General features: G+C 72.3%; 16 protein-coding genes. 8 read left to right on the top strand and 8 right to left on the bottom strand.

The features are described 5' to 3' along the window. Position 1 precedes the first annotated feature (1 nt). Both AB0E78_RS39900 and AB0E78_RS39895 read right to left on the bottom strand, forming a co-directional pair. Entirely contained in the window at positions 2-442 is a 441-nt protein-coding gene (locus AB0E78_RS39900; protein ID WP_361844005.1) for a roadblock/LC7 domain-containing protein, read from the bottom strand. Continuing rightward, positions 439-3,420, bottom strand: a complete 2,982-nt coding sequence (locus AB0E78_RS39895) for a nitrate- and nitrite sensing domain-containing protein (RefSeq protein ID WP_361844003.1) — start codon at positions 3,418-3,420, stop codon at positions 439-441. Before AB0E78_RS39895 ends, AB0E78_RS39900 begins: the two co-directional genes overlap by 4 nt. A gap of 441 nt (positions 3,421-3,861) precedes the next feature. On the opposite strand from AB0E78_RS39895, the gene AB0E78_RS39890 reads away from it, so the two are divergent. Continuing rightward, positions 3,862-4,377, top strand: a complete 516-nt coding sequence (locus AB0E78_RS39890) for a hypothetical protein (protein ID WP_361844000.1) — start codon at positions 3,862-3,864, stop codon at positions 4,375-4,377. 3 nt (positions 4,378-4,380) lie between these two features. On the opposite strand, the gene AB0E78_RS39885 is transcribed toward AB0E78_RS39890, so the two are convergent. Both AB0E78_RS39885 and AB0E78_RS39880 read right to left on the bottom strand, forming a co-directional pair. Continuing rightward, positions 4,381-5,538: an FAD-dependent oxidoreductase gene (locus AB0E78_RS39885; protein WP_361843997.1), complete on the bottom strand. Its 1,158-nt coding sequence runs from the start codon at positions 5,536-5,538 to the stop codon at positions 4,381-4,383. Next, positions 5,535-5,855, bottom strand: a complete 321-nt coding sequence (locus AB0E78_RS39880) for a bifunctional 3-phenylpropionate/cinnamic acid dioxygenase ferredoxin subunit (RefSeq protein WP_361843995.1) — start codon at positions 5,853-5,855, stop codon at positions 5,535-5,537. Before AB0E78_RS39880 ends, AB0E78_RS39885 begins: the two co-directional genes overlap by 4 nt. A gap of 191 nt (positions 5,856-6,046) precedes the next feature. Between AB0E78_RS39880 and AB0E78_RS39875 the strand changes: the two genes are divergently transcribed. From AB0E78_RS39875 to AB0E78_RS39855, 5 genes are all read left to right on the top strand, one after another. Then, positions 6,047-6,898 (top strand): IclR family transcriptional regulator, encoded by an 852-nt coding sequence (locus tag AB0E78_RS39875; protein WP_361843993.1) that lies wholly within the window; start codon positions 6,047-6,049, stop codon positions 6,896-6,898. Positions 6,899-7,159: 261 nt separating this feature from the next. Further along, positions 7,160-8,245, top strand: coding sequence for an S-(hydroxymethyl)mycothiol dehydrogenase (locus AB0E78_RS39870; RefSeq protein ID WP_361843990.1), 1,086 nt, complete (start codon positions 7,160-7,162; stop codon positions 8,243-8,245). Beyond that, the gene (locus AB0E78_RS39865) at positions 8,242-10,683 is read left to right on the top strand and encodes an FAD-dependent oxidoreductase (RefSeq protein ID WP_361843988.1); all 2,442 of its coding nucleotides are present in this window, start codon (positions 8,242-8,244) and stop codon (positions 10,681-10,683) included. Before AB0E78_RS39870 ends, AB0E78_RS39865 begins: the two co-directional genes overlap by 4 nt. A gap of 36 nt (positions 10,684-10,719) precedes the next feature. Continuing rightward, entirely contained in the window at positions 10,720-11,874 is a 1,155-nt protein-coding gene (gene solA, locus AB0E78_RS39860; protein ID WP_361843985.1) for an N-methyl-L-tryptophan oxidase, read from the top strand. A 13-nt stretch (positions 11,875-11,887) separates the two neighbouring features. Then, complete coding sequence (locus AB0E78_RS39855) at positions 11,888-13,015, top strand: aromatic ring-hydroxylating dioxygenase subunit alpha (RefSeq protein WP_361843982.1); 1,128 nt, start codon at positions 11,888-11,890, stop codon at positions 13,013-13,015. 9 nt (positions 13,016-13,024) lie between these two features. Here AB0E78_RS39855 and AB0E78_RS39850 read toward each other — a convergent pair whose 3' ends face one another. The 4 genes from AB0E78_RS39850 to AB0E78_RS39835 form a co-directional block, all read right to left on the bottom strand. Then, positions 13,025-17,740, bottom strand: a complete 4,716-nt coding sequence (locus tag AB0E78_RS39850; RefSeq protein WP_361843980.1) for a hypothetical protein — start codon at positions 17,738-17,740, stop codon at positions 13,025-13,027. 62 nt (positions 17,741-17,802) lie between these two features. Further along, positions 17,803-18,696 carry a hypothetical protein gene (locus AB0E78_RS39845; RefSeq protein ID WP_361843978.1) on the bottom strand — a complete coding sequence of 298 codons (894 nt, stop codon included), beginning with the start codon at positions 18,694-18,696 and terminating at the stop codon, positions 17,803-17,805. Between the two features lie 76 nt (positions 18,697-18,772). Then, positions 18,773-20,299, bottom strand: a complete 1,527-nt coding sequence (locus tag AB0E78_RS39840) for a hypothetical protein (RefSeq protein ID WP_361843976.1) — start codon at positions 20,297-20,299, stop codon at positions 18,773-18,775. An 80-nt stretch (positions 20,300-20,379) separates the two neighbouring features. Next, positions 20,380-21,096, bottom strand: a complete 717-nt coding sequence (locus AB0E78_RS39835; protein ID WP_361843973.1) for a GntR family transcriptional regulator — start codon at positions 21,094-21,096, stop codon at positions 20,380-20,382. Positions 21,097-21,258: 162 nt separating this feature from the next. On the opposite strand from AB0E78_RS39835, the gene AB0E78_RS39830 reads away from it, so the two are divergent. Together AB0E78_RS39830 and AB0E78_RS39825 are read left to right on the top strand one after the other, a co-directional pair. Further along, positions 21,259-22,560 carry an MFS transporter gene (locus AB0E78_RS39830; protein WP_361843971.1) on the top strand — a complete coding sequence of 434 codons (1,302 nt, stop codon included), beginning with the start codon at positions 21,259-21,261 and terminating at the stop codon, positions 22,558-22,560. Further along, positions 22,557-23,348 (top strand): putative hydro-lyase, encoded by a 792-nt coding sequence (locus AB0E78_RS39825; protein ID WP_361843969.1) that lies wholly within the window; start codon positions 22,557-22,559, stop codon positions 23,346-23,348. Before AB0E78_RS39830 ends, AB0E78_RS39825 begins: the two co-directional genes overlap by 4 nt. Positions 23,349-23,379 lie beyond the last annotated feature (31 nt).

The raw sequence follows: 23,379 nt of genomic DNA, 5'->3' as shown, positions 1-23,379 counted from the left end.
GCTACCCTCCCGTGGGCAGGTCGGTGCGCGGCGCCGTACCCAGATGCACACCCACCCTCTTGACCAGCAGCGTCATTTCGTAGGCCACCAGGCCCACGTCGGAGTCGGCGTCCGCGAGGACGGCGAGGCAGCTGCCGTCACCCGCGGCCGTGACGAAGAGGAACGCGTCGTCGAGCTCGACCACGGTCTGGCGGACCCTGCCCGCCTCGAAGTGGCGCCCGACGCCCTTGGCGAGGCTGTGGAAACCGGAGGCGACAGCCGCGAGGTGCTCGCTGTCCTCCCTGGTCAGATCCGCCGATACGCCGGTGGGCAGGCCGTCGCCGGAGAGCACGAGCGCCTTGCGGATGCTGGCGACCCGCTGCACCAGGTCGTCGAGGAGCCAGTTCAGCTCCCTCGCTGCCCCGGGTGTGGCGGTACGTGCGTCGGCCTTCGGTGCGGTCATCGACCGTCCCCCTCAGATGTCGTTCCTGGTGCTGTGCCGTCCAAGGCGTCTTCGCCCGCGGCGTTCTCTTCACGGCCACGCTGCCAGCCACGCTGGAGCGAAGCCATCCGGCTGCGTACCTCGTCGGCGTCGCGCTCTTCCGGCCTGGTCGTGGCCGGGGCCGAGTCGCGTTCCGTGCGCTGGTCCGGTCCGTCCTTCAACTGTGGGGCGAGATTGGCCTGGCGGACGCGCCGGGGCAGTCCGCCGGGTGCGGTGGTGGGCGCCGGCGCCGGGCCCACGCGGGACTCGGTCTCCGTGCGCGAGGGCTCCACGCGCGGGGAATCCGTACGCGAGGGCTCCGTGTGCGAGGGCTCCGTACGGCGGCTGCGCCGCGGGAGGTCCGGCGGGGCGTCGGCCGCGGTCACGTCGCTGTGCGGCGGCGAGAGGTCGGGCCAGGCGGACTGCGGCTCCGGGCGGCGCGGCAGGTCGATGGGCTCGGCGACGGGACGGCTGCCCCGGTCGCGGTCCACGGCGCCGCCCTGGGGGCGTCCCACGGGCGTCTGGGGGCGCTCGGGGCGCTCCAGTGCCGTGCCGTTGTCCTCCGCCGCGCCCCGGGGCCTGTTGTGCGTCACGGGGCGGCCGTGCGAGGAGACCAGCTTCGGGGTCCTGCGGCGGGGCAGCTGTACCGGGTCTCCGGGGGGCTCGTCGCCGCCGGGGGCGCCGAAGGGGCCGGTGCTTCCGTTGCCGCGCGTGGGCAGGGCGTCGGGGCGGGTGGGCTCGCGCTCGCCCGTCTCCCGCTCGTCGCGGGCCTGCTGATGCTGCTCGTCACCCTGGACCCCGGCCATGCGGCGGCGCGGGCGGAAGAGTCCGCCGCGCTCGCTGTCGGCGTCGTCGAGGTCGCCGAGCGCGCCGGGGAAGGGGTCGAGGCCCGCCATGCCGACCGGCGCCTCCAGCTCGACGGGACCGTCGAGGAGGGACGCGGGCAGCCCCGGGAGCTGTACGGGCACCTGGCCGAGCGCGGCCTGCTTGTCACCCGTGGCGTCGCGGCCCACGGCCTCCTTGGGCTGTGGCCTGTCGAGACGGAATCCGACGCCGTTCGTGTCCGGGACGTCGTCCGTGAGCAGCGTCTCCGGGATGAACACGACGGCGGTGGTCCCGCCGTACGGAGAGGGCTGCAAGGAGACGCGTACGCGCTGGCGCTGGGCGAGGCGGCTGACCACGAAGAGGCCGAGGCGGTCGGTGTCGGAGAGCTCGAACTCCGGGGTCTCCGCGAGGCGGAGGTTGGCGTCCAGGAGCGCGTCGGCGGCCATGCCGAGGCCCCGGTCGTGGATCTCCAGGGTGAAGCCGTTGGCGACGTGCTCCCCGAGGACCTGCACCGCGGTGTGCGGCGGCGAGAACACCGTGGCGTTCTCCAGGAGTTCGGCCATCAGGTGGGTGAGGTCGGCGACGGCGGGCCCGGTGACGGCGATGCGCGGCAGGCGGCGCACCTCGATGCGTTCGTAGTCCTCGACCTCGGCGACGGCCGCGCGGACGACGTCCATGAGCTGGACGGGCTTGCGCCACTGCCGGGACGGGGCGGCGCCGGAGAGGATCACGAGGCCCTCGGCGTGCCGCCGCATGCGGGTGGTGAGGTGGTCGAGGCGGAAGAGGTCGGCGAGTTCGTCGGTGTCCTCGGTCCTGCGCTCCATCGTGTCGAGCAGGGTGAGCTGCTTGTGCAGGAGCACCTGGCTGCGACGGGCGAGGTTGACGAAGACCTCGGAGACGCCGCGGCGCAGGTCGGCCTGTTTGACGGTGGCCTCGACCGCGGCGCGCTGCAGGGTGTTGAGGGCCTGGCCGACCTGGCCGACCTCGTCCTTCTCGTACGTCAGGCGTGGTGCCTCGGTCTCCACGTCGACCTGTTCGCCCGCCGCCAGGCGGCGCAGCACGCCGGGCAGCCGGACGCCGGAGGCCTCGTGGGCCTCCAGGCGCAGCCGGCGCAGGTCGCGGATGAGGCTGCTGCCGATGCGCACGGACATGAAGACCGAGAACAGGAGCGCGAGCAGGCCGAACACGCCCGCCACGACGACGCGCACGATGACGCCGACCGCCACCGGTTCGACACGGTCCTGGAAGCGGTCGCCCGCCGCCTTGTCGCGCTCGGCGAGGTCCTTGAGCGCCTTGCCCGCAGCGGCGTCCCAGCGTGCCGCCGTGACGGCGCGCGGGGTGCCGGGCGAGGACTCGACGACGGCCTTCTCGGCGGACCTCAGCTCCGTGGTCTCCGCGCCGTTCCAGTAGCGCTCGTACCCGGCGCGCTCCTCCTCGGGCAGCTGGGCGAGGTTGACCTCGTACAGCAGCGTGCGCTGGGCCCTGAGGTCGGAGATCTGCCGGATCTCGGCCTTGGTGAGTCGGCGTGCGACGAGAGCGGAACCGAGCAGCGCGTCCTCGCGGGAGAGCAGTTCACGTGCGCGGGTCACGCCGACGAGGGCACGGCCCTGCTGGTCCATCTTCACGTCGTCGAGACCGTGCAGGGTCATCAGGAAGCCGTAGCAGGGGTCGATCAGCTTCGTGTACATCTTCAGCGCGCCGGCCCGGGTGATCGTGCCTTCCTCGACCGTGCGGCGCAGCGAATCGATGCCCTCGAAGGAGTCGAGGAGCGACGCGAGGCGGTCCGCCGACTGTCCGGTGACCTCGTCCCGCACGTCCTCGTGCCCGGCGTTCTCCACGACCTTGGCGACCATCTCGTCGGTCGCCGTCCGGCTGCGGCGCAGCGCGGCGAGCGCGTCGGAGGCGCGGGGGTCGGCGAGATAGACGAGGGTCTGGCGACGTTCCTGCTGGACGACCCGGGCCGTGTCCTCGATCGGGTAGCCGATCTTGTCGACGACTTTGGAGACGTCGATGAGGTCCTTGGCCGACTGGCCGGTCAGGTAAGTGGCAAAACCCCACATCGCGGTCAGGGAAATGAGCGGCACCAGCAGCAATGCCACGATCTTCCGGCGGATGGACTTCCCGCGAAAGCGCATGGCCTCCCCCAGATCGGCCCCCTGTGGCCGCGCTATGGCCAGGGGCACACATGTGCGTCAACAAACGGCGTGAGCCTACTACTGACACAGGAGCAACTCGAAGGCACGTCCGGACGGATTTCAGCCGTGACGCAAAAGGGCCGTCCCCAGTTGTCCCTCCAATTCGGGAGATTGCATCCCGCGTGTGGCACATGCCACTCGGCACAGTCCGCCTTGCCCCGGGCCCCAGTTGGCCGGAACTCTTCGCTTTTCCGAACCGTGCGGGAATCATCCCGGTCCCTCATTCGTCTTTCGGTAAGGGAGTTGGGGACAGCGGGCACCAGAGACCGCATGCCGTCATCAGGTGGCGTAAAGCTGCGTATACCGGGCAGCCACTGGAAGGTCGGATCCGCCGGCATCTCATCGAACGGCCCGTGGGGGCATCGGGGGAGTGACGAGTTGATGGGCACGGCAGAACGCCAGAGGACGACCGCGGATGAGCACGGGGCATCCAGGCGTCAGTACGGCGAGCACCACAGGGAGATCGAGAACCGCGGGGAGTCCGAGGACCGCGGGGAGCCCGAGAGCCGCAGGGAGTTGTGGGTCGAGGAGCCGGCGCGCAGACGCCGCCTGCCGGATCCGGTGCGCACGGCCGCGGTGCGAGCCGTGATCATCGTGGCGCTGACCCTGATACAGGCGATGACGGCGTTCCTGTGCGCGCTGGCCGGATCATGGCTGTCCTTCCCGATGGTGCTCAGCAGCGTGGCCAGCACCGTCGTCGCCACCTGGGGTGTTCTGGACGTGTGGGTCACCCGCCAGGTGTGGAACCAGCGGAACGGCGTGGTGTCGGTGCCGAGCAGCACGGCACGTCAGTTGCGGCGCGAGCGCCGCCAGGCCCGTCGACAGGCACGCACGACGGCGCGGAACGAGGAACGCATACGCAGGCGTGGCGGGGCAGGGCAGTTGTCGCACCCGTAGGGGTCAGGCCGCGACCGGCACCTCGGCCAGCAGGCCGCGCCGCATCCGCATGAACGGGCGCGGGCGGTCCACGCCAAGGACCGCGGTGGTGCGTCCCTCCCGCTCGTACGCGGCGAGGAAGCTGCCCTCCTCCGGTGAGCCTTCGAGGAGGCGCACGGTGTCGTCGGGGCGCCGCCGCCCCGCGAACTGGATGCGGGAGCCGTACTGATCGGACCAGAAGTACGGCAGCGGGCGCACGGTCTCGGCGGTGTGCCCGGCCAGCAGGTTGCGTACGGCGACGCGGGGTTGCTCCGTGGCGCTCGTCCAGTGCTCGGCCCGCGCGCCGCCCACGCGGGCGACGTCGCCCACCGCGACGACATGCGGCAGCCCGGTGACACAGCCGTCGTCGCAGAGCACTCCGTCGCCCACGGCGACGGTCGAGCCCGCGAGCCAGCCGGTGTTGGGGACGGCCCCGATGCCGACGACGACCACATCGGCGGGGAGGAGCCGGCCGTCGGCCAGCTCCACCGCGCGTACGGCCGTCTCGCCGTGCAGCGCGGCGACACCGGTGCCCGTCACGAGCTCCGCTCCCCCGCGCGCGTGCAGTCCGGCACAGAAGGAGGCCATGGCATCGCCCAGTTGCGGGAGGAGCGGCAGCGGTGCGGCCTCGACGACCGTCACCTCGTGCCCGAGCGCCACACACGAGGACGCGGTCTCGGCGCCGATGAATCCACCGCCGATCACGACGACCCGCCGCGGCCCCGCGGTCAGCTCCGTGCGCAGGGCGCGGGCGTCGTCCAGGGTGCGCAGGGTGTGCACCCCCGTCAGGGAGGGCCCGGGCAGTCGGCGTGCGGACGCGCCGGTCGCGATGACCACCCCGTCGCTCGCGACGGTCCGGCCGTCCTCCAGGAGCACGGTGCGGCCACGCGGGTCCAGGCCACGGGCACGGACCCCGAGCAGCCACTCGGCGGCGAGTTCGCCGCTCTCCTCGTCGTCCGACAGGGCGAGTTGGGCCTCTTCGGCCTTTCCGACGAGGAAGTCCTTGGAGAGCGGCGGCCTGTCGTACGGTTGATGCGGCTCGTCGCCGATGATCACGAGCCGTCCGTCGTATCCCTGGGCGCGCAGCTCGCGCGCCGCATAGAGCCCGGCGAGCGAGGCGCCCACCACGGTGATGGTCCTCATGCGGCGGAACCCTCCTCGGCCACGAGGTGGACGTGGATCGTGCCGTCGTCGACGCTCACCCGGTGGGTGCGCACGGCGCGGCGGGCGGGCAGGCAGGTCGGCATCCCGGTGCGGAGATCGAATGAGGCGGCATGGAGCGGACATTCGACCAGGCATCCTTCGAGCCAGCCCTCGGAGAGGGAGGCGTCCTGGTGACTGCAGGTGTCGTCGATGGCGTAGATCTCGCCCTCGGCGTTGAACACCGCGATGGGTGGCGTGGTGTCGACACGGACGGACTCGCCCGCGGGGAGGTCTTCAAGGCGGCAGACGGGAATCATTGGGCCCCCCTCTTGATCTCTCTCGGCCCGGTCCTGACACCTTCTCGGCACAGGACCCTTCGGTAACATGATGTTTCGCATGGCGCACGAGGGAGCGCTATGCGCAACAGAATCCGGTCGGGACGCCCACCGCGTCAAGGGCTTCCCGAAGATGCGGCTTCAACAGGCCGCGAGGTGGTGAGAGTTGAGATATGACCGGCACCCGGAAACAGCCTGATCAGAACGAGGAGCCGCGCGGGAACCGCCCCGAAAACCGACCCGAGTCCCGTGAGAAGCAGGCGAAATCGGCACCGGGGTCCGTCCAGTCCGTGGACCGCGCGGTCAGCGTCCTGGAGATACTCGCCCGGCTCGGCGAGGCCGGGGTCACCGAGATCGCCGACGAGCTGGGGGTGCACAAGTCGACGGCCTTCCGGCTGCTCGGCGTGCTGGAGAACCGGGGCCTCGTGGGCCAGGCCAAGGACCGCGGGAAGTACTTCCTGGGGGCCGGCGTACTCCGCCTCGCGGGGGCGGCGGCAGTGCGTCTGGACATCTCCCAGGAGGGCGGCCCGGTCTGCCGCGACCTCGCCGACGAGCTGGGCGAGACGGTCAACATCGCGATCCTGGACGACGATGCCGCGGTCAACATCATGCAGGCCCGCGGCCCCGCGTCCGTGACCGCGCAGAACTGGCTGGGCAGACGCACCCCGCTGCACGCCACCTCCAGCGGCAAGATCCTCCTCGCCCATCTGCCGACGACGCTGCGCGAGGGCCTGATCGCGCGGACGCTGCCGCGCCTGACCGAGCACACGGTGACCGGCACGGTGGCGCTGCGCGGCGAGCTGGAGGCCGTCGTCGACCAAGGGTTCGCCATCGCCGTGGAGGAGCTCGAGGTGGGCCTGGCCGCCGTCGCCGCGCCGGTGCGGGCGCACGACGGCAAGGTGATCGGGGCGCTCAGCGCGTCGGGGCCCGTGTACCGCCTGACCGAGGACCGCCTGACCGAGCTCGCCAAGCGCACGGTCGCCGCGGCCCTGGAGCTGTCGCGGCGGATGGGCTACGGCTTCTGACCGACGATCAGTAGACGCCGCCAGTAGACGCCGCGGGCGAGGGCGGAGCCGGGAGTCACCGGTTCCGCCCTCGCCTTTTCTCTGGCCCCGCACCGCGCCCGCGCCCCACCCGCGCCGGTCGTGTGCCGATCGCGTTTCGCCGTGCCCAGCGGATTTGCCAAGGGTTAACTCCCACCCCTTGACGGCCTCTTGATGGCGTTCCCACTATGTCTCTCATAGCGCAACCCGTCGTGCAGTGCGCAACAGCAGAGGAGTCTGGCCGTGCCACACGAGGTCCGTGCCGTCGTCGCCATGAAAAAGGGCGCACCCGTCGAGGTGCAGACGATCGTCGTGCCAGATCCCGGACCGGGAGAGGTACTTGTCTCCGTGCAGGCCTGCGGGGTCTGCCACACGGATCTGCACTACCGGGAAGGCGCGATCAACGACGACTTCCCGTTCCTGCTCGGCCATGAGGCCGCCGGCACCATCGAGGCGGTCGGCACCGATGTCACCGATCTCGCCCCCGGCGACTATGTGGTGCTCGCCTGGCGCGCCCCCTGCGGAAGCTGCCGCTCCTGCCTGCGCGGCCGCCCCTGGTACTGCTTCGACTCACGCAACGCCGCCCAGCCCATGACCCTGCTGGACGGCACTCCCCTGAGCCCCGCCCTCGGCATCGGCGCCTTCGCCGAGAAGACCCTGGTCGCCGCCGGGCAAGCGGTGAAGGTCGACCCCGCGGCCCGCCCCGAGGCCGCCGGACTCATCGGCTGCGGAGTGATGGCCGGCTACGGGGCGGCCGTGAACACCGGCGGGGTGGGCCGCGGCGACACCGTGGCCGTCATCGGCTGCGGCGGCGTCGGCAATGCCGCCATCGCCGGTGCCTCGCTGGCGGGCGCGCGCCGTGTCATCGCCGTCGACATCGACGAGGGCAAGCTCGACGGCGCGACCAGGTTCGGCGCCACGCACACCGTCAACTCCCGCGGCACGGACCCGGTCGACGCGGTCCGCGAGCTCACCGGCGGCTACGGGGTCGACGTCGCGATCGACGCGGTCGGCACCCCGTCGACGTACAAGCAGGCCTTCTACATGCGGGATCACGCGGGTGTGCTGGTGCAGGTCGGTGTGCCCGACCCGGAGATGCGGATCGATCTGCCGCTGATCGACCTGTTCTCGCGGGGCGGCGCCCTCAAGTCGTCCTGGTACGGGGACTGTCTGCCGACCCGGGACTTCCCGATCCTCGTCGACCAGTACCTGAGCCGGCGGCTCGACCTCGGCGGCTTCGTCTCGGAGACCATCACGCTCGACCAGGTCGAGGAGGCGTTCGGCAGGATGCACCGCGGTGAGGTCCTGCGATCGGTGGTGGTCCTGTGAGCGGCCGTTCCGCGACGCCGCGCGTCGTCGTCATCGGCGCCGGCATCGTCGGCTGCTCGCTCGCCGACGAGCTGACCGCCCGCGGCTGGACCGACGTCACGGTCCTCGAACAGGGTCCGCTGCCCGCCCCCGGCGGTTCCACCTCGCACGCCCCCGGCCTCGTCTTCCAGACAGGACCGTCCAAGACCATGACCGCCTTCGCGACGTACACGGTGGAGAAGTTCGGGTCCCTGAAAGTGGACGGCCTTTCCTGCTTCAACCCGGTCGGCGGCCTCGAACTCGCCACCACGCCCGAGCGCTGGGCCGACCTGCACCGCAAGGCCGGGTACGCCGCGTCCTGGGGCATCCGCGCGGACCTCGTCGGTCCGGCCCGGTGCAAGGAGATGTGGCCGCTCATCGACGAGAGCAAGGTCCTGGGCGGCCTGCACACCCCCGACGACGGGCTCGCCCGCGCCGTGCTCGCCTGCCGCGCGCAGATCGAGCGGGCACGCGCGCGTGGCGCGCGTTTCCTCGACCGGCACACCGTGACGGGCGTGGAGCAGGAGGAAGGACGCGTCACCGCCGTCGTCACCGACCGCGGCACCTTCTCCGCCGACCACGTCGTGTCGGCGGCCGGCTTCTGGGGGCCGGTGGTCGGGCGCATGGCCGGCGTCGACATACCCCTCCTGCCGCTCGCCCATCAGTACGCGAAGACGGGGCCGCTGCCCGAGCTCGCGGGCGTCAACGACCCGCGCACGGAGGCCTCGAAGCCGATCCTCCGCTTCCAGGACCGTGATCTGTACTTCCGTGAGCACACCGACCGCATCGGCATCGGCTCCTACGCCCATCGGCCCCTGCCCGTGGACGCCTTCACGGTCCCGGCGTACGACGACGCGGCGGAGATGCCGTCCTCGTACCCCTTCACCGAGGAGGATTTCGCGCCGAGTTGGGAGGACTGCGGCTGGCTGCTGCCGTCACTCCGCGACACGGACGTCGCGGAGGGCTTCAACGGTGTCTTCTCCTTCACCCCGGACGGGATGCCGGTCCTTGGCGAGTCCCGTGCGCTGCGCGGCTTCTGGCTGGCCGAGGCGGTGTGGGTGACGCACTCCGCGGGCGTGGCCAGGGCGGTCGCCGAGTGGATGGTCGACGGGCGGCCCTCCATCGACGTCCACGACTGCGACCTGACCCGCTTCGAGGACGCCCAGCGCTCCCCCGCGTACATCGCCGACCGCGGCGCCCAGCAGTTCGTCGAGGTCTACGACGTCCTCCACCCCCTGCAGCCCATGGACCGGCCCAGGCCACTGCGCGTCAGCCCCTTCTACGCCCGGCAGCAGGAGCTCGGCGCGGTCTTCCTGGAGGGCGGCGGCTGGGAGCGCCCGCACTGGTACGAGGCCAACGCCCCGCTTCTCGCGGGCGTCCAGGTCCCCGAACGCGACGCCTGGTCGGCCCGCCACTGGTCGCCGATCGCGGCCGCCGAGGCGAGGGCGACCCGCGAGAAGGTCGCCCTCTACGACATGACGCCCCTGCGCCGCCTGGAGGTGTCGGGACCCGGCGCGCTCGCCTTCCTGCAGCGCATGACCTCCAACAACCTGGCCAAGAAGCCCGGCGCGGTGACGTACACCCTCCTCCTGGACGAGTCGGGGGGCATCCGCTCCGACCTCACGGTGGCCCGGCTCGCCCTGGACCGCTTCCAGGTCGGCGCCAACAGCCCGGCCGATCTCGACTGGCTGCTGCGCCACGCCCCAGGCGACGTGCACCTGCGGGACATCACCTCCGGCACCTGCTGCATCGGTGTCTGGGGCCCGCTCGCCCGCGACCTCGTGCAGCCGCTCAGCCGCGACGACTTCTCACACGAGGGGTTCGGCTACTTCCGCGCCAAGGAGACGTACATAGGGCATGTCCCGGTCACGGCGATGCGGCTGTCGTACGTCGGTGAGCTGGGCTGGGAGCTCTACACGGACGCCGACACCGGGCTCCGGCTCTGGGACACCCTCTGGGAGGCGGGGCAGGAGCACGGCGTGATCGCGGCCGGGCGGTCGGCGTTCAACAGTCTGCGCCTGGAGAAGGGCTACCGCGCCTGGGGCCATGACATGACCACCGAGCACAATCCGTACGAGGCGGGGGTCGGCTTCGCCGTCCGCATGGACCGCGGTGACTTCGTGGGCCGGGCCGCGCTCGAACGCCTCGGCTCCCCGGGGCGCAGGCTCACCGCTCTCCTGCTCGACGATCCGGCCGCCGTGGTCCTCGGCAAGGAGCCCGTCTTCGTCGACGGGGTGCCGGCCGGGTATGTCACCAGCGCCTCGTACGGCTACACGCTGGGCCGTTGCGTCGCCTACGCGTGGCTTCCGCCGCTGGAGACGGGCACGAGCGTGCACGTCGAGTACTTCGGCGAGAAGGTCCCCGCGACGGTCGCCGAAGAGCCGCTGTTCGACCCGAAGATGACCCGCATCCGCCGCTAGAGGCCCCCAAGGTCCGGCAGTTCTGGAGGAAGCTCCGTGTCCCCCACCTATGACGTGATCGTGATCGGCCTCGGCGGCATGGGCAGCGCCGCCGCCCACCACCTGTCCGCGCGCGGCGCCCGTGTCCTCGGCCTGGAGAAGTTCGGGCCCGTCCACCACCGCGGCTCCAGCCACGGCGGTTCGCGCATCACCCGGCAGTCCTACTTCGAGGACCCCGCGTACGTCCCGCTGCTCCTGCGCTCGTACGAGCTGTACGCACGCCTGGAGCGCGACACCGGCCGCGAGATCGCCACCCTGTGCGGCGGTGTGATGGTCGGCCGCCCCGAGTCCCGCACCGTCTCCGGTTCGCTGCTCTCCGCTCGGCAGTGGGACCTCCCCCACGAGATGCTCGACGCCCCCGAGATACGCCGCCGCTTCCCAACGCTCAGCCCGCGCGACGACGAGGTCGCGCTGTACGAGTCGCGAGCAGGGCTCGTGCGCCCCGAGAACACCGTCGCCGCGCATCTCCAGCTCGCCACGCGGCAGGGCGCCGACCTGCACTTCGAGGAGCCGATGACGCGCTGGGAGCCGTACCGGGACGGCGTGCGCGTGCACACCGCCGAAGACACGTACACGGCCGGGCAGTTGGTCATCTGCCCGGGTGCCTGGGCACCGCGGCTCCTGACCGACATCGGGGTGCCGTTCACCATCGAGCGGCAGGTCATGTACTGGTTCCAGCCGACCGGCGGAGTGCGGCCCTTCCTGCCGCAGCACCACCCGATCTACATCTGGGAGGACGCGGACGAGGTCCAGGTCTACGGCTTCCCCGCCATCGACGGCCCCGATCTCGGCGCCAAGGTCGCCTTCTTCCGCAAGGGCACGCCCTGCACGCCCGAGACCATCGACCGCACGGTCCACGAACACGAGGTCGCCGCCATGGCGGAGCACATGTCCGGCCATATCCCCTCCCTGCCGGGGCAGTTCCTCAAGGCCGCGACCTGCATGTACTCCAACTCGCCCGACGAGCACTTCGTCATCGCCCGCCACCCGGCCCACCCGGACTCGGTCACCGTGGCGGCCGGGTTCTCCGGGCACGGCTTCAAGTTCGTGCCGGTCGTCGGCGAGATCGTCGCCGATCTGGCGCTGCGGGGCGCCACCGAGCACCCCATCGAGCTCTTCGACCCCAGCCGCCTGGCCGCCGCGCCCGCTTGAGGAGTACGCCACCGTGACGACGACCCCCGAGGCCCCGTCCGCCGCCAGCCTGATGACCACGCTGCCGGGCCACTTCTACACCGATCCCGACATCTTCCGGCAGGAACAGGAACGCGTCTTCGAGTCCCTCTGGTTCTGCGCGGTACGCGCCGCCGACCTCGACAAGCCCGGCGCCTTCCGCACCGTGCAGATCGGCCGCGAGAGCGTCCTGATCACGCGCTCCCGTTCCGGGGAGCTGCGCGCCTTCCTCAACATCTGCCGGCACCGCGGCGCCCGGCTGTGCACACAGGAGTCCGGCGAGGTGCGCCGCGCGCTCCAATGCCCGTACCACGCATGGACGTACGACCTCGACGGCAAACTGATCGCCGCGCCGAACCTGGTGAAGATGCCGGACGTCGACCGCGCCGCGTACGGCCTGGTCAAGGTCGCGCTGCGGGAGTGGCTCGGCTACGCCTGGGTGTGTCTGGCGGACGAACCGCCGTCCTTCGAGGAGACCGTCATCGGTGCGGCCGTGGAGCGTCTGGGCGACGCGGCGTCCATCGAGCGCTACCGGACCGAGGGGCTCGCCCTCGGCAAGCGCGTCACGTACGACGTGCGCGCCAACTGGAAGCTGGTCGTCGAGAACTTCATGGAGTGCTATCACTGCGCGACCATCCACCCCGAACTGACCGACGTTCTGCCGGAGTTCGCGGACGGGTTCGCCGCCCAGTACTACGTCGGGCACGGCGCCTCGTTCGGTGCGGAGGTCAGCGGATTCACCGTCGACGGCAGCGCGGGCTTCGGCCGCCTCCCCGAGGTCGCCGATGACCAGGACCGGCGCTACTACGCGATCACGATCAAGCCGACCGTCTTCATCAATCTCGTGCCCGACCATGTGATCCTGCACCGGATGTTCCCGCTGGCCGAGGACCGCACGGTCGTCGAGTGCGACTGGCTGTACGCACCCGAGGTCGTCGCGTCCGGTGTCGACCTGACCAAGTCCGTAGAGCTCTTCCACCGGGTCAACGAACAGGACTTCGAGGCCTGCGAGCGCACCCAGCCCGCGATGGCCTCACGTGCCTATCGCGGGGGCGGGGTGCTCGTGCCGACCGAGCATCACATCGGTCTTTTCCATGAGTGGCTGACCCAGCGGCTGGGCTAGGACCTCTGCTCAGGAGGTGGGTGCCGGGCGCTTGTACATGCGCGTCGCCGTGATCTCCCCGTGCACCGTCTCCTCGGCCGGGTCCTGTTGCGGCAGGCCCGGCCGCAGGTGCTCCTCGACGCTGATGTACTTCAGCCCCGCACGCAGGTCCGCGTCGTTCCGCAAGCGGATGACCAGCGGGAACTCCGCGAGCGCGGTCGTGTCGAACAGGCCGGTGGTGTAGAGCAGCTGCACGCCGAGCGCGTCCGACACGGCCCGCTGGAGCTCCAGGAGGTACGTGGCGTTGGCGCGGCCGATGGGGTTGTCGAGGAAGAGCGTGCCGGCGTGCCGGTGCTTGTCGCGGCCCCGGTCGTTGCTGCGCAGGGCGGCCATCGTGCAGTACAGGGCGATGGCGGCGGTGAGGAGCTGGCCGCCGGAGAAGACGTCGCCCATCTGGCCGACCGGCACCCGCTCGGCACGCAGCACCGCGTCCGGCTTGAGGATCTCCACGGCGATGCCGCGCGGCTCAAGGGCGGCCTGGACTCCGCGCAGCAGCAGGGACATTCCGTCGCGCCGCATGTCGGAGTTCTTCTTGACCGCGGCCCGGGTGGCCTCGTCGATGACCTCGCCGAGGCGCTCGGTCAGCGTCGCCTGGTCGGGCTCCTCGAAGCGGACGCGCAGGAACTCCTGGCCCGACCACTCCCCCAGCCCTTCGGGCAGCTGCGAGAGGCGCTGGGCGGAGCGCAGCGTGGCGAGCGAGGACTCCACGAGCCCGCGCAGGCGGTCCACGATGCTGTCGCGGTTGCGCTCGAGCTGCTCCAGCTCGTCGGTGAGCACGCGCAGGCGGGGCGCGAAGGCGTCGGCCCACTTCTTGGCGTGCTCGGGCAGCGCGGACGCGGGCAGTTCGCGGATCTGCTGGCGGGCGGGGGTGCGCACCTGCTCGTAGCGGGTGGAGTTCGCGTGCCGTACGAGGATGTCGCTGGCCTCGCGGACGGCGGCCTCGGCGGTGGAGAGGTCGGCGGCACAGCCGCGCAGGGAGCGCCGGGCCTCGGACGCGGACTGGCGGGCCTCTTCGAGGGTGCCGGGGTAGGGCTCGGTCTCCTCGGCGGCTGCGGCGCCCTCGGCGTCCTGGTGCTGCTCGCGCAGCAAATCGCGCAGGAGGGCCGACGTCTCGTCGAAGCCGCCCGCCGCGTCCTCGGTGGCGCGGTGGGCGTGCAGGAGGGTGGCGTGCGCGTCCTTTGCCTGGCTCAACGCCTCGGTGTGGGCGGCCAGTTCGCCGGTGGCGGTGCGCAGTAGGGCCTGCGCCTGCTCGGCGTCGGCGGGGACGAGCTCTTCGGGGAGCTCGGTGTGCGCGTCGGCGTCGTCCTGCGGGGCGAGCCGTTCGGCCTCGCCGCGGAGCCTGCCGAGCTGCTCGCTGGCGGCGGAGGCGCGGGTCTCGAGGAGCTGGACCTGAGCCTCCGCTCGAGCGGAGGCGGCCTGGCGGGACGGGCCGTCCGAGCCATCGGTGCCCTCCAGGAGCGTGGCGGCGCGGGTGCGGACCTTGTTGCTGAGCCGGTCGAGCTCGGCCAGGGCGCCGCTCTCGTCGCTCTCGGCGCGGGCCTGTTCGGCGCGCAGGTCGGCGCCGACGCCGACCTTCTCGTAGAGCTGGGACGCGGCGCGGTAGGCCTCGCGGAGGGCGGGCAGCGACGTCTTGGGGGCGCTGGTGTCCTCCGGGATGTCCTCGGGGGCGCCCGCGATCTCGGCGCGCTCGGCGCGCAGGGCGCGAGCGGTGCGGCGGGCGTCGTCGGCGGCGCGCTGGGCCGAGCGCCGGTCCTCGTCGGCGGCGCGGGCACGGTCCAGGCAGGCCTGGGCGCGGGACTCCGACTCGACGGCGTCATCGGCGAGTTCGCGCAGCTTGGCCTGCCAGCCCGCGCGCTCGCGCAGACGGAACGCGAGCCCCGCGAGGGCGTCGGCGGCGCGCCGCGCGCGCTGCGCGGCCTCCTGCCGCTCGTCACGCGCGCGTGCCGCTTCGGCCGCCGCCTCGTCGGCCTCGGCGCGGACCGTGCGCGCCTCGGTGAGCTCGGCCTCCGCCTCTTCGGCGAAGGCACGGGCGCTGCGTGCGTCGGCGGCGAGCTCCTCGATGCGTCCGGCCGGGCAGCCGCCCCGCCAGGAGGCGAGCCGCGCGGCGAGCTCGCGGTCCTTGGCGAGGCGCACGGCGAGCGCTCGGATCTCCTCGTCGCGCTGTGCCGCCCGCGCGCGGAGCGTCTGGCGCTCCTCGTCGGCGGCGTGTTCGTCGTGCATGGCGGGGTTCGGCGGGACGAGGAAGACGCTGCCGTCGGTGCCGCCGCCCGCGTCCTCGCCCGGTGTGGGGGCGAGGAGAGCGGCGGCGGTGCCGACGGCGACGGCGGAGCGGGGCAGCAGGGCGGCGCCCGCGAGCGCTTCGCGGGCCCGTGCGTGGGTGGCGGGGTCGGTGATGACGACGCCGTCGACCAGCTCGGGCCGGGCGGCGAGCACGCGCGCGTGGTCGGCGGGGTCGACGGCCTGTGCGAGGTAGCGCCAGCCGGGGAGAGCGGGGATGCCGTGCTCGCCGAGGAACTCGACGGTGGCCAGGACGTCGGGTCCCGGCGGCAGGAGTCCGCCGTCGCCGAGGGCGCCCAGGATCCGGGAGTCGTCGGCGGCGGCGGTCCGCAGTTCGAAGAGCTGCCGCTCGGCGGAGGCGACCCCGTCCTCCAGGAGGGTGCGGAGGTCGTCGGCGCTGCGGTCGAGCTCCGTGAGGGAGAGGGGGCCTTCGGTCTGGAGGCGGGTGGCGGTGGCCGTGCGGGCGGATCCGGCCGTGGCGGTGGCCGGCTCCGCCTTGTCGCTGCCGTCGCCCGCTTCTCCGGCTCCCTGGCGAGGCTGTGGCACGCCGCCCGGAGAGCTCGCCCCGGGAAGTCCGAGCAGTTCGGCGAGGCGCTCGTCCTCGGCGATCGACTCGGCGGCACGGCGCTCCGCGTCGTACGCGTGCTCGGCCGCGTCGGCGGCGTCCGAGGCGCGGGCCGCGGTGAGTTCGGCGCGGGCCTCGGCCGCGGCTGCCTCCTTGGCGTGCTCGGTGGCGCGCACGGAGGCCTCGCGGGCGGCGTCCCAGGCGGTCACCGTGGTCTTCTCGGCGTCGCTCGCGGCCAGCGCGGCGCGCGCCGGGTCGGCGTCCGGTGCGGTGTCGTCCAGCCAGCCCGCGCGGACCGCCTCCGCGGTCTCCTGTTCGACCTCGGTGAGGCGCTGGCGCAGGTGTCCGGCCTCGCTGCGGGCGCGCTGTGCCTCGGTCGCGGCGACGGTGGCGTCGCGGTGGGCGGCCTCGCCGGTCTGCTGGAGCGCGGCCGAGCGCTCCTCCTCCTCGTTCGCGAGGGACTCGGCGCCCTCGGCCGCGGTGTGCAGGACGCGGACGAGATCGGCAGCCGCTTTGGAGCGGGCGGCCAGCGCGGGCGCCGCGTCCCGTTCGGCCTCCAGGATCGCGGAGGCCACGCGCGCGGAGCGGTCGGCGGCGGCGCGGTGGCGCAGGACGGCTTCGGCCGCCTGCCAGGCGGCGTGCAGCTGGCGTGCGTCGGCGAGCTCACGGCGCTGGGCGGCGGCGGCCTTCTCGGCGACGGTGAGCGCCAAGGAGGCGTGCCGGAAGGCGAGTTCGGCGGAGATCAGGGCGGACCTGCCGCGTGCTTCCTCCGCCGTGGTGACGGTCTGCGCGGCGGCGGTGACCCGCTCGGCGAGATCCCCCGCGCGGCTCCGCTCGGCGACGGCGCGCGCCGAGAGGCGGCGGGCGAGCGCGCGGGTGCGCCGCTCGGCTCCCGCGTGCACGTCACGCGCGCGTGAGCGTGCGTCGGCGGCGTCGACGATCCGGCCGAGCAGGTCGACGGAGCCCGCGGTGAAGTCCCGTTCGGCGATGAGTTCGGAGCGGCGGCCCAGCTTGTTGCCGAAGCCGTGGACGAGGTCGGCGAGGCCGTCCGTGTCGCGCGTGTCCGTGACGGCGCGCAGCAGCAGGTCGGTGAAGTCGGAGTCCTTCTTGACCGCGAAGAGGCCTGCGGCCTCGCCCTCGTCGGCGTTCATCTCGCGCTGGTAGCGGAAGAGTTCGGGGTCGAGGCCCAGGTCGCCGAGGTGCTCGATCCAGCGGTCGTGGATCTCCTCCCAGTGCACTTCGAGGTGGGGGTACGCCTTGCCCGCGTCGGTCAGCGCGTCACGGAAGCCCTTCATGGTACGCCGCCGCCCCTGGGCGCCCGACGCGCCTTCCACGGAGGGCCGTACGGCGGTGGACTCGGCGACCGGCAGCGAGTCCAGGCTCATGCCGGGCCCGGGACGGAAGGAGTACCACGCCTCGGCGAACTTCCGCGGGTCGTTGGAGACCTGGCGCCCACGCCATTCGCTGACCTTGCCGACGACGACGCACTCGCCGGTCAGCGTGTGCTGCCACTCCAGGGCGACGTGCCCGCAGTCGTCGGCGAGCAGGAACTTGCGCAGCACTCCGGAGCTCGCGCCGCCCAGCGTGTTCCGGTGCCCCGGCAGCATCACCGAGAAGATCAGCTTGAGCAGGACGGACTTGCCGCCGCCGTTCTCCAGGAAGAGCACGCCCGCGGGCGCCGGGCGGCGGGGAGGGCCGACCGGCTCGTCCTCGAAGAACTCCGCCTGGGCGGGCGCGGGGTCGGGCACCTCCGCGCCGACGCCGCGCAGGTCAAGCACGGTGTCGGCGTAGCGCGCACCGGCGGGGCCGATGGAGTAGAGGCGGACCCGGGACAGCTCGTACATGGCGGCGGACTCTCGTCGTAAGTCGTGGGGAACAGCAGGAAGGTGGGGGTGGGGCGAGAGGCTCAGGAGTGGAAGGGCAGCCCCGCGTCGGCGGCCAGCTCCAGATCGTCGGTCTCGTCGGGGGGCAACAGGGTCGCGGACCCGTCCGTGACGGGCACGATGCCGAGCTCCAGGAGCTCGGCCATGGCGGCGCCGCCCGCCATGTCGCGCACCTGGAGCTGATAGCGGGCGGTGGTGCGGTACGTGCCCCCGGAGTCGTCGCCCGTGCGCTGGAGGAACCCGGAGTCGGTGAGGAACGCGACGGCCTTGCCGATGATCCCGGTGGTCGATCCGGCGAGGCGGCGAGCGTCCTTGGTGGCGCCCGTCGAGCTGCGCCGTGCCCAGATCCGCCAGGCGGCCTCCAGGCCGGGGGCGTCGGTCTGCGGATCCGAGTTCTCGCCCTGCTCCTCGGCGCGCTCCTCCAGGCGGTGGCAGGCCTGCCGTACGAAGGCGTCGACGCCGTTGACCGTGACCCGTCCGATGTATCCGTCGTCGGCGAGGTCCTCGGGGCGCGGGAACGCCAGGGCGGCGACGGCGAGATGGGCGAGACCGTGCAGGAAGCGGTCGGTGGAGTCGGCGGCCGTACGGCGGGCGTAGTCGCCCATGCGGACGGCGAACACGGAGTCCTCGGCGGCCGTCACGGCCATCCCCGCGCGCGGGGACACCTCCAGGACGACGAGCCCGAGCCCGGCGGCGACGGCGTCGGCGAGCCGCGCGAACGGCGGGTCCTCGCGGTACCGGCGCAGCAGTTCGGCGTACTCCTGGTCGCGAGCGGGCTGGAGCTTGGGCTGGAGCCCGAAGGCGACGAGGCGCGCGGCGTCGGCGGCGTCGGCCGGGGTGATGGGGGCGGTCGCCGCGGGCGCCGCCGCCGGGTCCGGCTCGCCCCACGCGGCGTGCTCTGCGGGGTGCTCGGTCACGGCTTGTGCTCCTTGCGGCGGTCGTACGGGAGAGTCGGGGGATGGAGGTGGGGATGGGGACGGAGGCCGGGAGTGTTCACGCGCCCTCCGTCCGGCCGGCCGCCATGCCGGCGGCGTCGAGCAGTGCGGTGCCCACGATGAGATCGGCGCCGCCGAACTCCTGGTCGTTGAGTTCGGTGCCGTCGTCCACGGCGAACAGGAGCTTCTCCTCGCCCTGGCGGTAGGCGGTGCCGACCGGGGGGCTGGCCGCGTGCACCGCGAGGAGAGCTACCAGGTACGGCAGTTCGGTGTCGCGGAGCCGGGCGTCGGCGAGCAGGCCGGAGAGGCGCCGGGGCGCGTCCGCCGGCAGGTCGAGCAGCTCCATGGCGCTGGCGAGCTGCTCCTCGCTGAAGCGGCTGTCGTCGGGGGTGGCGATGAGGTCGGGCTCGGGCATCTCCATGCCCAGGTGCTCCCGCTCCTGCGGCGGCGTGAGCAGTATGTCGACGAGGTCTCCGACACGGACCGAAACCGGCGTGCGCAGGCCTGTCCCGCGCGCGAAGAACGCGCCCGTCACGCGGCTCGCCTGCTCGACCGGGAGCGGCAGGAGCGGGGCGACGAGCTGGCCGTACAGATCGAGCCCGCTGCGTGCGGTGGGGGTCGCGAAGGCCTGCCGGTCCTGCTCGGCCCGGAACAGCGGGCCCGCGTCGAGGAGCCGGGACTGCAGCTGCGTGTGACGGCGGATGCAGTCCTTGACGATGTCGACGAGCTCGGCGGCGCGGCGCTTCTGCTCGGGGTCCTCGGACTCGTCGCGTGCCTTGCGGATGTTCGTCAGGATCGCGTTCTCGTGGCGATAGCGGTCGGCGACGTGCTCAAGGGCCTCCGCGATCATGTCGGGGACGGCCTGGAGCCAGTCGACCGCGCGGACGTTGCGGCGGGTGGCGTCCAGGGCCCTGCGGAGCGTCTCCGAATACTGCACCGTCCGATACCGCGCCTGCTCGGCGGCGAGCTGGGCGTCGGCGAGGCGGCCGCGGCTGATGAGCACCTCGAGCTTCACCTCGGCGGCGATCTGGGCGCTGGTGACGTCGGTGTCGAGGGCGCCCACGAGGACGTTGACCGCTTCGTCCGTCGTGCGGAGATAGACACTCCCCCCGTACCCGGGCACCTCTTCGATCAGCTTGAAGTCGTAGTCCCTGCGCACATAGGTGCCGTCGGGCGCGAAGGTGCCGTACACGGCGCGGAAGCCGCGGTCGACGCTGCCGACGTTGATCAGGTTCTCCAGGACCCAGCGGGCCACGCGCTCGTGCTCGGCCACGGGGCGCCGGGGGGCCTGGGCCCCGACGCGCGGGAGCAGCCTGGTCACTATCTGCTCGTGGTCGGCGCCGGTGTCGAAGTCCATGTTCAGTGTGACGAGGTCGATGGCGGAGAGGGCCACTTCCGCCATCGCGTACACCGAATACTCGCCCGCGAGATTGGCCTTGCGCACGTCCAGGTCGTGCAGCGGGGCCGTGCAGGCGAGCGCGCGGAGCCGCCGCGCCAGGCCCTCGTCGGCGGCCGGGCCCTGAGCGGGCCTCGGCCCCGCGCTGAGCTGGGGCGGAACGGTGTCCGTAACGGCAGGCGAAGTCACGGTGCACAGACTAGATCCTCGGTCTGACAACGGTCGAAACGGCGCAGATCTGACAGCGTCCTTCCGAGGTCCGTCCGGGCTCAGGAGCCCGGACGCTCGCCTTCCGCCACGCGTCTGCCGTAGACCTCGACGAGGCCGCTGCGCGAGTCGTCCAGGTAGACCGCGAGCAGCCGCTCGGCCTCCGCGGCGTCCCCCTCCTGGAGGGTGTGCAGTATCTGCCGGTTGCGTACGAGGTACGGCTCGTGCAGCCCACGCGGATCGTCCACCACGTGGAAGGCCAGGCGCAGTTCGGCGAAGACGCTGCGCATCACCTCGTCGGTGCGGGCACTGCCGGCGAGCGCGACCAGCTCCCGGTGGAAGTGGATGTTCGCCGTGGAGACGCCCTTCCACTTGCGCTCGCGGGCCGCCTTCGTGCCGTCCGCGACGGCGCTCGCGAGTCCGTCGAGCGCGAAGGGCGGATCGCCGAGGCCGCGGACGACCGCGCACTCCACGAGGCGCCGGGTGAGATAAATGTCCTCGACGTCCTCAACCGTGAGAACTCGGACAAATACTCCGCGGTTGAGCTGGTGGACCAGCAGCCGTTCGTGCGTGAGGAGACGGAATGCCTCGCGCAGCGTGTTGCGCGAGACGCCGAGCGCGCCGCCGATGCTGTCCTCCGACAGGCGTGCCCCCGGCGGGAAGTAGCCCTCGGCGATGCGGCTCCGGAGGATGTCGGAGACCCGCTCCGCGGTGCTGGTGCGCCCCAGGAGCGCACGGTCGTCGGCCAGCCCGCTCGCGTCAGCCATTCCCTCAGCCATGCCCGGATTCAATCGCAGATACAAGAACGAGACAACGTGGGTATTGAGGGATCGTTCAACGATCCTCTACCTTGTCGGCACGGCACAGTCCCCGCCCGTGCCCCGGCCGCTCACCATCCCTGCCCGCTCCGCACCCTCCGTCCCCCCTCCTGCGAGGTGCCCATGAGCACACCCCCACCGCCCCAGACCGTGTCGGCCGAAAGCCGCCCCGTGGACGGCGAACCCGCCGACGACAACGGCGCGTTCGGCTGGCTGCGCGCGCTTGGCCCGCGAGGCCGCCGCGCCTTCGGGGGCGCCTTCGGCGGCTACGCCCTCGACTCCTACGACTACTTCACGCTGCCGCTGAGCATGGTCGCGATCGCCGCGTACTTCGGCCTGGACAGCGGCCAGACCGGTCTGCTCACGACCGTCACGCTGGTCGTCTCCGCGATAGGCGGCGCGATCGCCGGGGTGGTCGCGGACCGGATCGGCCGCGTCAAGGCACTGATGATCACGGTCATCACGTACGCCGTCTTCACCGTGGCCTGCGGCTTCGCGCCCAACTACGAGACGCTGCTGGTCTTCCGCGCCCTGCAGGGCCTCGGTTTCGGCGGCGAGTGGGCGGTCGGTGCGATCCTGGTCGCCGAGTACGCCACCGCCAAGAACCGCGGCCGTACGCTCGGCGCGATCCAGAGCGCCTGGGCGATCGGCTGGGCGCTCGCGGTGATCGTCTACACCGTGGTGTTCCAGTTCCTTGACGCGGACACCGCCTGGCGCGTGATGTTCTGGACCGGCGCGCTGCCCGCCCTCCTCGTCGTCTACGTACGGCGCAATGTGCACGACGCCCCGGAGGCGGCCGAACAGCGCGAGAAGAGCGCGGACAAGGGCTCGTTCACCGCGATCTTCAAGCCCGGCCTCCTGCGCATCACGCTCTTCGCGGTCCTGCTGTCCACCGGCGTCCAGGGCGGCTACTACACGCTCGCCACCTGGGTGCCCACATACCTGAAGACCGAGCGCGGACTCACGGTGGTCGGCACGGGCGGGTATCTCGCGTTCCTGATCTCCGGTGCCTTCATCGGCTATCTGGCGGGCGGCTATCTCACCGATGTGCTCGGCCGTAAACGCAACATCACGCTTTTCGCGTTCCTCTCCGCGGCCAGCATCCTCGCCTACACGAACATCCCGGACGGGGCCAACGGCCTTCTCCTTGTGCTCGGTTTCCCGCTCGGCTTCTGTATGTCGGCCATTTTCAGCGGCTTCGGTTCGTTCCTCAGCGAGCTCTATCCGGCCGCCGTGCGCGGCACCGGGCAGGGCTTCACGTACAACACCGGTCGCGCCGTGGGCGCCGTGTTCCCCACCATGGTCGGCTTCCTCGCCGACAGCTGGGGCGTGGGCGGTGCGCTGGTCTTCGGCGCGCTGGGCTACGCCATCGCCGTGCTCGCGCTGTTCGGGCTGCCCGAGACGCGCGGCAAGGAGCTGGTGTGAGCCCCGCGGCCACGGCGTCGCGGAGCCCCGCGGAGGCCCGGGCGCTCTTCCGGTCGGGCACCAGCGGGCCGACCGCGGGCTGGGCGGCCGGTCACACGCAGGCCAATCTGATCTCCGTGCCCGCCGACTGGGCGTACGACATGCTCCTGTTCTGCCAGCGCAACCCGAAGCCCTGCCCGGTGCTCGACGTCACTGACGCGGGCTCCTGGACCACCCCTCTGGCACCCGGCGCCGATCTGCGCACGGACCTGCCGCGCTACCGGGTGTGGGTGGACGGCGAGTTGACCGACGAGCCCACGGACGTGGCCGACCGGTGGCGGGACGATCTGGTGTCGTTCCTGATCGGCTGCAGCTTCACCTTCGAGTGGGCGCTGACGGAGTCAGGCGTTCCGATGCGCCATGTCGAGCAGGGCCGCAACGTCTCCATGTATGTGACCGCGCGCCCCTGCCGTCCGGCGGGCCGACTGCACGGCCCGATGGTGGTGTCGATGCGCCATGTGCCGCCGCGGCACCTCTCGGCGGCGATCAGGGAGACCTCGCTGCTGCCCGCGGTGCACGGCAGTCCGGTGCACTGCGGGGACCCGGCGGGGCTCGGCATCGACGACCTCGACCGGCCCGACTTCGGTGATGCGGTGGCCGCGGAGCCCGGTGACATCCCGGTGTTCTGGGCGTGCGGGGTGACGCCGCAGGCCGCGGTGATGGCCTCGCGGCCGCCGTTCGCGATCACGCACGCGCCGGGCCAGATGTTCATCACCGACGCCCGTGACGAGCAGTACCGGGTGGCCTGACCAGGCCGCACGGTGGAAACAGGAGATCTAC

Source organism: Streptomyces sp. NPDC032198, from assembly GCF_040636975.1.
In the GTDB taxonomy this organism is placed as follows: Bacteria; Actinomycetota; Actinomycetes; order Streptomycetales; family Streptomycetaceae; genus Streptomyces.
Note: the sequence above shows the minus strand (reverse complement) of the source record. Positions and strands in the feature narration are given on the sequence as shown.

Excerpts from the sequence above, each read along its gene's own strand:
- AB0E78_RS39900 (WP_361844005.1), bottom strand. The coding sequence starts at position 442 with ATGACCGCACCGAAGGCCGACGCACGTACCGCCACACCCGGGGCAGCG.
- AB0E78_RS39895 (WP_361844003.1), bottom strand. The coding sequence starts at position 3,420 with ATGCGCTTTCGCGGGAAGTCCATCCGCCGGAAGATCGTGGCATTGCTG.
- AB0E78_RS39890 (WP_361844000.1), top strand. The coding sequence starts at position 3,862 with ATGGGCACGGCAGAACGCCAGAGGACGACCGCGGATGAGCACGGGGCA.
- AB0E78_RS39885 (WP_361843997.1), bottom strand. The coding sequence starts at position 5,538 with ATGAGGACCATCACCGTGGTGGGCGCCTCGCTCGCCGGGCTCTATGCG.
- AB0E78_RS39880 (WP_361843995.1), bottom strand. The coding sequence starts at position 5,855 with ATGATTCCCGTCTGCCGCCTTGAAGACCTCCCCGCGGGCGAGTCCGTC.
- AB0E78_RS39875 (WP_361843993.1), top strand. The coding sequence starts at position 6,047 with ATGACCGGCACCCGGAAACAGCCTGATCAGAACGAGGAGCCGCGCGGG.
- AB0E78_RS39850 (WP_361843980.1), bottom strand. The coding sequence starts at position 17,740 with ATGTACGAGCTGTCCCGGGTCCGCCTCTACTCCATCGGCCCCGCCGGT.
- AB0E78_RS39835 (WP_361843973.1), bottom strand. The coding sequence starts at position 21,096 with ATGGCTGAGGGAATGGCTGACGCGAGCGGGCTGGCCGACGACCGTGCG.
- AB0E78_RS39830 (WP_361843971.1), top strand. The coding sequence starts at position 21,259 with ATGAGCACACCCCCACCGCCCCAGACCGTGTCGGCCGAAAGCCGCCCC.